At 43.5% G+C, this 11792-nt stretch carries 8 protein-coding genes; 2 read left to right on the top strand and 6 right to left on the bottom strand.

Going from position 1 to position 11792, the window contains the following annotated elements; genetic code table 11:
• Positions 1-26 precede the first annotated feature (26 nt).
• Positions 27-356, bottom strand: a complete 330-nt coding sequence (locus BUE31_RS09280; protein WP_073402652.1) for an L-rhamnose mutarotase — start codon at positions 354-356, stop codon at positions 27-29.
• A gap of 566 nt (positions 357-922) precedes the next feature.
• Between BUE31_RS09280 and BUE31_RS09290 the strand changes: the two genes are divergently transcribed.
• Positions 923-2287 (top strand): metallophosphoesterase, encoded by a 1365-nt coding sequence (locus BUE31_RS09290; RefSeq protein ID WP_083619571.1) that lies wholly within the window; start codon positions 923-925, stop codon positions 2285-2287.
• Positions 2288-2505: 218 nt separating this feature from the next.
• Positions 2506-4914 (top strand): ABC transporter permease, encoded by a 2409-nt coding sequence (locus BUE31_RS09295; protein WP_073402658.1) that lies wholly within the window; start codon positions 2506-2508, stop codon positions 4912-4914.
• 302 nt (positions 4915-5216) lie between these two features.
• Here the strand turns inward: BUE31_RS09295 and BUE31_RS09300 are convergent, their stop codons facing one another.
• The 5 genes from BUE31_RS09300 to BUE31_RS09325 form a co-directional block, all read right to left on the bottom strand.
• Complete coding sequence (locus BUE31_RS09300; RefSeq protein WP_073402660.1) at positions 5217-6464, bottom strand: PI-PLC domain-containing protein; 1248 nt, start codon at positions 6462-6464, stop codon at positions 5217-5219.
• 548 nt (positions 6465-7012) lie between these two features.
• A complete protein-coding gene (locus BUE31_RS09310) occupies positions 7013-8974 on the bottom strand; it encodes a M1 family metallopeptidase (RefSeq protein ID WP_083619574.1) in 1962 nt (653 codons plus the stop codon).
• 133 nt (positions 8975-9107) lie between these two features.
• Positions 9108-9566, bottom strand: a complete 459-nt coding sequence (locus tag BUE31_RS09315) for a DinB family protein (protein ID WP_073402664.1) — start codon at positions 9564-9566, stop codon at positions 9108-9110.
• An 81-nt stretch (positions 9567-9647) separates the two neighbouring features.
• Positions 9648-10385, bottom strand: a complete 738-nt coding sequence (locus tag BUE31_RS09320) for a hypothetical protein (protein WP_073402666.1) — start codon at positions 10383-10385, stop codon at positions 9648-9650.
• A gap of 537 nt (positions 10386-10922) precedes the next feature.
• Positions 10923-11516: a Crp/Fnr family transcriptional regulator gene (locus BUE31_RS09325; RefSeq protein ID WP_073402668.1), complete on the bottom strand. Its 594-nt coding sequence runs from the start codon at positions 11514-11516 to the stop codon at positions 10923-10925.
• Positions 11517-11792: the final 276 nt, after the last annotated feature.

Raw genomic sequence — 11792 nt, forward strand, 5'->3', positions numbered from 1 at the left:
AACTCTTGATTTCCTGACTCTTTTCTCTATAGTTCAAAAATCTTATTCATCAGCACCCATTTCTCCCCTTTCAGTGCGCCTTTTACCGGTTGCTGGTATTTCCACATCAGGTCTTCCCACTCCTGCACTTTGACGTTGCCCGCGTCCATTTCGCCCTTGCGCTCAAAGCTAAAGGTATCATTAACTTCCATTATCATAAACAGGCGGGTATCAAAACGGCAGATCTCCATACCGGTTATACCTGAATTTACAATACTTTCCCTTATCTCAGGCCAAATAGACTCATGATGTTTTTCGTACTCCGCTATTAAGGCAGCGTCGTCTTTCAGATCGAGGGTTAAATAATACTTAGGCATGGTGCAGAATTCAGGCGATTTGGTACAACTGTCAATTGTACAAAAATTAATGATAAAAAGGAGAAAAAATGGTTAAAATATTATCAAGAAGCTTATAAGTTTCTAACGCGGGTTGCTTCGAATGATGTTTTATTTTAGAACTTAATGACCCTCCCGCTCAATTGCCGCGGAGGCTGCTACTTTTTTCTTGATAAAAAAGTAACCAAAAACTAAGCGTAGCGATTTCATGAACGCCTTAAAAAACGAACAACTGGTGAATAAATCAAGTCAGCAGAAATGCTTCTTTGCGCTCCGGGCCTTTCACGCACAAATCCGAAAAAACCACGGGCTGGAATCTTTTTGCCGGGCTACCCTATCCCGTGCAGACCTTGTATGCAAAAACTTCCTATGCCCCTTGCCCCCGCTTTGGGCCAGCAGTTTTTTCGGATTTTTGCCGAAGCTTGTCTGCTGACGGGAAGAAAATATTACAAACCAAAACTGCATCGACCCACTATCAATAAAATTAACATAGGATTATATTATCCAATACACTAATTTTAACCACGTTCACCGTAAGCCCTACCGGCATGAAAATATTAAGACATCACCTTCACTTTATTCCTGTTTTATGTATTATGATCTGCCTTTTGATGCCTTCGGGCGGAAAAGGGCAAAGGGTTGCAGCACATCGTAATACCGCCCGGTGCCTGATTGTTTCGGATATTCATTTTAGCCCCTTTTATGATACAAGTTTGGTAAGCAGGTTGAAGGCGTTGCCTTACGACCAATGGGACTGGATCTTTAAAGCGTCAAAAGTATCTTATGATTTCGCTACCATGCGCGGGCACGATTCAAACTACGGCCTGTTAATATCGGCAATTAAGAGCATGAAATCACAATTTGATGCAAAGCACCCTCCGGCTTTTATTGTGCTGGCCGGTGATTTTATCTGGCACGGGAATGCCGAACCAGCGTCGTTTTCTAAACTGCCCGACAGTATAAAAAATCCTTTTAAAATAAATGCCATTAAGTTTTTGGCACAACTGTTCAGGGCTAATTTTCCGTATACCCGGATCATTCCGGCGTTGGGGAACAATGATACGGATATGGGTAACTATCATAAGCAAAGCCCGGCTTTCCTCAACGGGTTTGCGGATGCATGGGAAAAGGATGGCCCGGATAGATATGGCAATTCATTAAGAAGCGAAGGGTATTATTCTTATCATCCTGCAACTGCACCCAATTTGAAATTCATCGTTATTAACAGCAGTATGGTGGGCTTTAATCCTTATTTAGTAAAGCCATTTCCCGATGCTGATGCCCAAAAGATGTTTGCCTGGCTGGGCAGCGAATTGCATGCGGCCCGGAAAAATCATAATGATGTGTGGATAATTTCGCACATTCCACCCGGTAAAAATATTCATGACAGTAATGAAATGTGGCGCGACGACTATTCGCAAATGTTTGTTGATACTGTTGCCAAATATGCGCGTACCGGCAATAAAATAACAATCAGGACAATAATTGCCAGCCATATTCACCGGAATGATCTCAGGGTGATAACCAATGGCGCTGGCCCTGTTGCGTACATCCGCACAGTGCCGTCTGTGAGCCCTGTTTACGGTAACAACCCATCTTATGAGATAGCGGAGTTCGATAAAAACACGAACACGCTTGTTAATGAAAAGACGTATTACTTTGACCTGGCCAACAGTGCTAAGCAATGGAACAACACGTTTGATTTACGAGAGCAGCTTAGTTTGCCTGCAATTAATCCGCATGCTATTGCCGGGTTTATCAATAAGTTTAAAACAGATACTACGGGGTTAGGCGCATATATCAAGTATTTTAATGTAGGGGCGATTGTACCGGTTACTGCTGATCCAAAAAATTTAAATACGGTTAATTATATGAATTATTTAGGGGCCGATGTTTTGAAAGCGGGGAAGTAGGTTGGCGGTTGCTTAGCACATTTATAGCCTATTTTTGACATGCCCAAATACTCAAGATCTAAACGCCACGATTTTCATTATAATACCCTTTGTATCGGAAGCAAACAGCCGGTGTCCGATATCGAACGAACAACCGCTCATTTAATATTTAATTAAGTTAATATCAATTACTTACAACTTGGCATTGTATTTATTGCACCTTTGTTATAATTGGTCGTATGCTTAAAAATTATCTTAAAATCGCCTGGCGAAACCTGTGGAAACACAAAACCTTTTCTTTTATCAATATTTTAGGCCTTTCAGCAGGTATTACGTTTACTTTGTTGATCGGCACTTACATATGGGGCACCCTGCAGGTGAACCAGGAACTTAAGGACATAGATAATCAATATGTTATCCTGAGCAAATGGAAAGATCCAAACATGGGTAACGAAGCCAGCGGGATCCCTGAATTATCAAAAACGTTAAAAGTAAATTATCCGGGCCTGGTAGCGAATTATTATAATGCTGCCGTGGCTATTACCAATGTATCCAAAGGCGATAAGCATTTCCGCGAAGGCATTCTTGTAGGCGACAGTACCCTACTGTCTATGTATGGATTCAAATTGCTGGGCGGCGATGTAAAAACAGCCTTACAGGGCACGTTTTCTGTAGTGATCACATCCAAAATGGCTATTAAGTATTTTGGCAAAACAGATGTTGTGGGGCAAACCCTCAATTTTCAGGATTTTGCCGGCGGCAATCATGATTATATAATTACAGGGGTGCTCAAGGGATTACCTGCAAACACCATTACAGGTTTAAGCGGCAATGATAAATTCCAGTTTTTTATTAATGGCAACCTTAACAAATCGCTGCGTACCATCGAAGGCTGGGACAATACCGGCACTGTGGATCATATCGAATTGAAAAATGGCGCAGACCCTAAAGCTGTTGAAAATGCGATGCTTGACCTGTTGCGAAAAAATGAAACCGACGATGAGATAAAAAACAATCTTAAACCATACCTGGCACCGCTAAAAGATTACTACCTGCAAGCCAACAACGGCCTGGTAAAAAAGATGACCTGGACACTATCTTGTATAGCTTTTTTCATCCTGCTAATGGCAGTGATCAATTTTGTGAATATATGTATTGGCCGTTCATCAGGCAGAATGAAAGAAATGGGCATCCGTAAGGTGATGGGCGGATTGCGAAATCAATTGATCTCGCAGTTCCTTACTGAGTCGGTTATCATGGTATTGCTCGCTACGCTGCTTGCGCTCTTTATTTATCCATACGCCGGCAAGTATTTCAGCGCAGCAATGGGGTATGAAGTTACCGGGCTATTGCTGTTCCCTGCTTATTTTATCCTGATCCCTTTGCTGTTCGTGTTTTTTGTGGGTCTCCTGGCAGGTATTTATCCTGCTTTGGTATTATCGGCCCTTGGAACGATCGATTCGCTAAAGGGCAAGCTACATTCAGTGAGAGAAAGTGTGTGGTTACGAAAAACGCTGGTTGCTTTCCAGTTTGTAACGGCAGCCATTGTTTTTATCGGCGCCATCATCATTTCGCAGCAAGTAGACCTTTTTTTTAAGGGCAATCTTGGCTATAATAAGGATTACGTTATCTATGCGCAGGTTCCGCGGGACTGGTCGCCCAAAGGCGTAAAAAAAATGGAAGCTATCCGCTACCGGCTGGCCCAAATGCCGCAGGTGCGCAATATTTCGCTTTCATGGGAAATTCCCGGTGGTATGGATTGGCAAATGCGCAAAACTTTGGTTTCCCGGCAGGGCGCTAACCCAATACAAGGTTTTAATACGCAACATTTAATTGCAGATAATCAATACGCCGCCACTTTTAATATTCCTTTAAAGGCCGGAAATTTTTTTAGCCCGGTGGAACGGCCCGATGACTCCACAGAGGCAGTGATCAATCAAACCGAGTTGAAGGCACTCGGCTGGAATACCCCGGATGAGGCTATTGGCCAAAAAATTGTATTCCAGGGAAGTTCGTTTACTATCTGCGGTGTAACTGCAGATTTTCATTTCGGATCGATGCAGCAACGGATCCAGCCAATCACTTTTACCAATGTTAACGACGTTAATATTTACCGCTATCTTTCTATAAAATTGAAGCCCGGTAATATGCAGGGAAACATTGAGGCTTTGCAAAAGAAATGGAGCGAGGTGATGCCGGGTGCCCCCTTTGAGTATAGTTTTATGGACGACGCCCTTAAAAAATTGTATGCAACAGAAATACAATTAAAAGAAGCAGCATACATTGCTACTGCATTAGCTTTTGTTATTGTGTTGCTGGGGGTTTTAGGGCTGATATCCCTGAGCATTCAAAAACGCACCAGGGAAATCGGCATCCGCAAAGTACTTGGATCGTCGGTAGCTGGTATAACGGCGCTTTTTTTGAAAGATTTTTTGAGCGTGATCCTACTGGCTGGCATAATTGCCTGTCCGCTGGCTTATGTAATTATGCACCAATGGCTAAGTGATTACGCCTACAGGATTAATATATCGCTAACACCTTTTATTATTTCGATAGGCTTATTAACCATTATAACCGCTATAATTATAGTGTTGCAAACCATTAGGGCCGCTTTTGTAAACCCGGTAAAAAGTTTAAAGAGCGAATAAGTGCATCTGCTGTCGCTAGCGAAGTACCATAAGTTAAGCTCATTTTTTACCCGCTGCCGCGGAGCAGGGTCGCCGATCCGCTGGCTAGCGGAGTCGGCGGGGTGAGTCAAACCGTCAGTGCTTTTGCGTCAATATCGCGCGCAGATTTACCCACCCGGTCATTGCTTCGCTCGACCTCCCTCCCTTCCGTAAACGGGAAGGAGGGAAGGAAAATTCCTTGACTTAATAACATTGACCCCAGGCAGAGGCTTATTCTTAAACTCAAAAGCTTCATCCAGCCTGAACAGACAATGCAAAACACATCATGGCAGGCAGGCTGCTGCAAAATCTACCACGCCGTACCCTGAACTTGTACGACAGCAGAAGCCTACTAACGTGCCGGAAATAACATGATGGGCAAGGTTAGGGTCCTTAATATCGGTTATTTTTTCAAAAGAATCAGGGGCGAGCCATTTACCCCATCCATTACCTGTCTGGATTCGCATATTTACCACACCATACCCGGGTACATTTACCAATTGGATGCCTTTTATTATGATTTGTGCCCCGGTTGTTACGGGCTTAATTTTTATAATGCCTTGTCCCTGGCCTATTTCCACCTGGAAATCATTGATCCTTTTATCAGAAATGAAAACATCAACATCATCAAAGGAATTTTGCACTTTGTTTTTTCCAGCCCATTTAAAAGGCGTAACCTTCAGGTCCGGTTGCGACTGCAGCAGTTTGGCAGCTTCTATAGGGCCAGGGTTCTCTGTGTTCCAGTTGATATAATCGAGCGATAAAAAGTTCGGGTAACGACCTCCAAAGTTGAAAAGGAAATCCCGGGCGTGTTTACAGATCAGGTCGGGATTGTTCCGGTTCCATTCGCTTCCGGTTGGGTTATTTCCAAAATGGTTTAAAAAAGTGAGGGGGTTTGTACGTGACGAATCTCCCCGCAACTCAGTCCAGCTGCCCGGCTTTAGGGATCCATCACCGTATCCGTTTTCGGCGAAGTTTTTTCTCATCACCGGGAACAGGTACTGTACACCTTCGTCCGGCTCTTTTTCAATAAAGGCAAACAGGCGCTGCGGGGTAGTAACTACGTTCCCTTGCTCATCCGTTCCGTTAATTAAATACGAAAAATTGCGTTTTAATATAGCATCTTCCTGAACAGCCTTTCCTGATTTATAACAACCAATGCCCCTCAATGAAGTATCCAATGCTGCCAGCGGTGAAGGTTGTGTTTGACCTGGTTTAGGTCCGGTTAGATAGCTCTCGAAAAACAGCGTCACAATTTCTGTGGTGTGAGTGTCGAGCCAGGTTTTCAGTTCATCCCGTACTTTCTTCCACGGGGTTGATGATACCGGATTTTTTGGCCCGTGCTGCAAGTAGAGCGAAGTTTCATCGCTGCCCCAAATATCAAGGGCAAAACCTCTTACGCCATAGTCAAGCAGTTGGGTAATGGTGAAGCATTGGTTGTTGAGCGGCGGGGTGGTGTTCCATCCGTTGTGGGCCGCAAGCCAGCGTTGTTGTTTGTAGTAACGATTGTCTGTGTTTTGATTTGATGACATGGTAATAGGATTTGAGTGATAAAGTTAATGGTTGTTTTGTTTTGAGCAAGACACCAGGTTTAAAAAATGTTAATTTTTGAGTTTTTTTTTGATGTAGTAGTGATGGCAATGCTAACAAGGGGAAAGAGCATGGTACGCTGACAGCAGCGGGGAGGAACACGGGCTGCTTCGAATTGTATATAATACATGAACTTAATGACTCTCCCGCTCAATTGCCGCGGGGGCTGTTACTTTTTTCGTGGTTGTTTGTTTCTTTAAAGGCACTCAAGAAGGCTATACCGTTTGGCTTGATCCAAAAGTAACCAAAAACTAAGCGCAGCGATCTCATGAACGCCTTAAAAATAAACAGCCAGTGAATAAATCAAGTCGGTAGAAACGCTTCTTTGCGTACGAGCCTTTCACACACAAATAAGTCAAAACCACGGGCTGGAATCGTTTTGCCGGATGCCCTTTGCCACCGGTTTGGGCCGTCAGTTTTTCCGGATTTTTGCCGAAGCTTGTCTGCTGACGGGAGGAAAAAAGCCCCGACCAGCATTCCCGCACTTCTATCATTTTACCTCATAAACATTATTTTCTTTATTTACATCCGGGTAAACCTGCTCAGGGTCGATGATTACTTTGGCTATGGCTTCGGTTTTATTGGCTGCAAATGTGTATGAGCTGCTGTACTCCCAGATCTCTACCGGGAAAGTCCGCAGCTCTTTTTCGCCGTTTTTATAGGTTATTTCAACTATCAGCGGCATAGCGGCTCTTTCCATATTTTCAATGGTGATCAGGGTTTTGTTATCCCGGGCCTCCACTTTTGCAATCTTTTGGTCGAGCCTGAAATTTTCAAGGAACATTGATTTCCAAAACCAGGTCAGGTCCTCGCCAGTAGAACTATCAATGCTTCTGAAAAAATCCCAGGGGGTGGGGTGTTTGAATGCCCAGTCGCTGATATATTTTCTGAAGGCCGGGTCAAACCGGTCGGGGCCGAGGACCTGAGTGCGCAGCAAGGTTAACAAATAAGCCACTTTCTGGTATTGGATGGTATACACCTGGTTACCGGGGATAGCATCCGGCCGGCTGACAATAGGCAGTAATTTCTCTGCAAACAGCGCCATCCTCGGACTATCAATTTCTGCATAGCCAATAAACTCGCCTTTATTAAACGCTTTGGTAGCCATCATATCTATAAAAAGATTAAACCCTTCATCCATCCATGCATATTTGCGTTCGTTACTGCCAACCATCATCGGGAACCAGGTGTGGCCCAGTTCGTGGTTAACTACTGCCCAGTACATATTGCCGGTGTCTTTTGCCGCGCAAAAAACCATGCCGGGGTATTCCATGCCATCCAGGTTTGACGCAACGTTAACCGCTTTATTAAATGGATACTCGTGCCATTTTTCGGAGAAATATTGCAGGGTGAATTTTACATATTCCGACGATCGCAACCAGCTGCTCTTTTTGGCAGATTCAATTGGGTACAGCGAACTGCCCATTACGCGTTTGCCGCTGGAGAGTTTAAAACTCAAAGCTTCCCAAATGAATGATTTGGAGGCTGTCCATGCGAAATCCCTGGTATTATCCATCCTGAACTTCCAGGTGCAGGTTGGGACTGATGGCCTTGAGGCTGCTTCGCCAACCTCTTTTGCCGACCTGATGAACACCGGCTCCTCCCTTTCTTTTGCCGCCTGCCAGCGCTTCAGCTGAACCGGGGTTAAAACTTCTTCAGGATTCAGCAGATCGCCGGAGCCCTCAACAATATAGGCTGAAGGGAGCTTAATATTCACGCGGAAATTCCCAAAGTCGAGGTAAAACTCACCGTTGCCCAGGTAGGGCAGCGTGTTCCATCCTTCCACATCGTCAAGCACATACATCCTTGGGTACCATTGCGCCACTGCATAAATATTACCATTTTTTGTGGGCAATATATCTGTCCTGTTCACCTGGAAATCGGCATTCTTGTAATTTTCAGGAAAGCGGTATTGGTATTGGATTTTGAAGCTTAATTTTTGCCCGCTCTTCAATGGTTCCGGTAAATGCAGCTCCATGCGGGTATCATAAATATTATATTTTATTTCACCGGCCTGCGCATCGGCAAGCTTGATCCCCTGAATTTCAAAACCGCCATCCGTTGTTTTTTCAGCCGGGTTTTTATAGAGGAATAGGCCTGCCTGAATGCCCTTTGAATCTTTTTTATAAACATTCTGATCCAGCTGCATCCATAAGGAAGAAAGCGCTTTAGGACTATTGTTGGTATAGGTTACGGTTGCAATTCCTTTTATCACATTTTGCTTGTCATCCAAAGTTACATCTATCACATAATCCGACTGGTTTTGCCAGTATGCGGGTCCCGGTTCGCCGGTGGCGGTGCGGTATTCATTGCCGGGAGGTAAAAGCGGAAGGGCCGGGAATAGTTCAGTCGGCTTATACCGCGACTGGCCAAATGATATATTACAGGTAATAACCATTATAACAATGGTAGTAAATTTTATCAAACTCCTGGTAAAAAGGGGTGTATGCATGTTGTTTATCGGGCTTGTTTTGTTTAATTATTGAGTGGCTTTAGCATATATGTCAAATATACAGGAATAATGGGATTGGAGAAGGTGTGGGAGGAGGAAATTATGATGGTTGCTGGGGTAACGCGGGTTGCTATCAGATCACCAACCTTTTAAGTGCTGTAATCGTTCCTGAATGTAGTTTCTCATGAAATGATAAGAATTCCAGGCCATCATCTATATTGACGATCGTGGTGCCCAATCGGGTAGACCAACCTGTATAATTGCCAAAGATCTTATTTTCATAATCACTTTCTAATTGATCCAATGTGGTGATCAACAATTGTTTGATATTTACTATTTCAACTTCGCCAATAATTCTTTCCGGCCTGGAACCCGGCTTAAACTGTAGCCAAAAATCATCGTGTATTAATAATGGCAAGCCGGCTTTCTGGTAGCATATTCCCTGCTGAACGACTATCAGGTGCCCCATATTCCAGCTGATGTTGTTGACAACCCCCTGGGGAATTTGATTAAGCTGATCGATACTGAGATCATTTAACTGTTCAAGCAACGAAGCTCTTGTATTCCTTATTGTTTCTATTTGCTTATTCATGGTTATCAACTTTACAACAACTACAATAACATCAATAGGTTAGCGGCCTGACTGAAGCAAGTTCATCATTCTAAAGGGTAATTAAACTTTAATTTTCTTCATTTGGACTAATTTCCTAAAAATCATGGTGTGCAGAAACAATATTGTCGCGGGGGCAAAAGCCGGGAACCATACAAATGGGAATATCGTCACTTCCCGCATCCCCAGCTCACCAGTGATGATGGAATTTTTCCCTACAATTGTCGCAATAACAAGCAGTGTTAAAATGTCCAGTATTCCAAAAATATTCCACGCATATACTACCGGGATACTCCATGACTTTCCTTTTGAAACCATTCCCGCTACCGGTAAGGCCAAAAGTGCGGTAATGAGATCTCCCATTCCTGCCGAAAAAGCAAATACAGCCGGAAGCAGGTGATAGAAGTATAGAAAAATGAAGGATGCACCCAGGATCCGAAACACATGAATTGTGATCAGGGATTCCAATGTAATTGCCCCAAGTAATTTTTTGAATAATTTGATGTTTCCGATAAACCCAAATAACACAATCATTAATGGCAGGGCAGCTAAAACCATTACCGTAGGTGGTATCGACTTGTTGTCAAATACTCCTTTTAACGAAAGGATTGAAACGTATGCGAGGTAGGCGATGTAAAAACCCAAAATGCCAAATTGAATATTTCTTGATTTACCCGCACTCATACCCGCATTAATGGCAGCCTGTTTTGCACGACTTGCAATAAGACCAAGAGACCAGAAAAAACCAAAGATGAATAGAACGATAGCCCATAAAGGCACACTTGATATGTAATTTTCCATTTTTTTTGTTGATTAAATTAACAAGACAAATAGAAATTAAATATGCCGGCATGCACTTTCCAAATGGCAAGAAATGAGGCGTGCATTTTTTTGTTTCTGTCCCCGCAGATCCCCAATGTCATTAAGTTAATCCGATTAACTGGTTTTCACCCGCTGCCGCGGAGCAGAGAGGGTCGCCCATCCGCTGGCTAGCGGAGTCGGTGGGGTGAGTCGAACCGCCGTGCATTGGCGCCAATGCAATTGCGTGAACATCGCGCGCAGATTTACCCACCCAGTCGACGCTTCGCTGGACCTGCCCTCCCTTTGCTGCGCACAAGGAGGGCTAAAAAGCTTAACTTAATAACAGCCGTCCCCGAAGGGTCTCTCATAGAGGACCCTGCGATCTGGTTAGCAGAAATTTATGACATAGGATAATTTCTGGATGAATACTTAGCAGGCGGCGCAGGGTCCCTTTCAGGAGACCCTGCGAAGACACAAAAGCTTAACTTAATAACATTGAGGAGAATCTGCTGAGACGGAAGAGATCTGGCTGGAAAATCAAAAAGTTTTTTTCGAAAATTCGCTTCTTATGCGGCTCAATGAGGTGTCGGTGACGCCCAGGTAGGAGGCAATATGTTTCAATTGCGCGTGCTTGAAGATCTCTTTGTTATTATTCAGCAATTCGCGGTAGCGTTCCTCGGCACTTTTATTGATCATGGCTAAAGTGCGCTGTTTATAAGCCACAAATTCTTTCACCAACATCATCCGCGCAAATTCCCTGAACTCAGGCACCGCATGAAAAAGCAGGTTAATTGACTCAAACGAAGCCAGGTAACCCTGGCAATTAGTGATCGCCTGGATATATTCAGTTGAAGGGGTATGCAAAAAAAAGGAGGCGATCTCGAACACAACACGATCCTTCGGATAAAAATAAGTTGTCACCTCATCGCCATTAGTATCATAGGTGAAGGCTCTCATAAACCCATCGGCCAAATAAAAATAACCGCTGTTCATACCACCTTTAAGCAGGAAATCATTTTTCGCAAATGTTCGTTCTTCAAAATGTTCAGCAATCTTTTCTAATGCCTGGTTACTCACCATTATGTTCGGCGTGTTGGCTTTTATAAACTCAATCAGGATCTGCTTGTTCATTGTTGAAACCCGCTTTTTGGTGCTGAAATGTATTTTTAACTTTCAAAGTAAAATTACAAAAGTATTTTATATTGAACCCTCTGCCTGCTGAAAGGGATAAGTCAAGAGCAGGTGTATGCTATCTTTATCCCCCACAGACTTTTTGATACTTTAGGCATAAAATAGTTACTCACTTTACTCAAATTTCAATGCGTTTGTTCTGGCTTCATCCAAAATATCCAACTGTTACAACTAAATAAACCTTATTATTGCAATGCTTTATCATCACGTTAATAC

The organism is Mucilaginibacter sp. OK098, assembly GCF_900142915.1.
In the GTDB taxonomy this organism is placed as follows: domain Bacteria; phylum Bacteroidota; class Bacteroidia; order Sphingobacteriales; family Sphingobacteriaceae; genus Mucilaginibacter.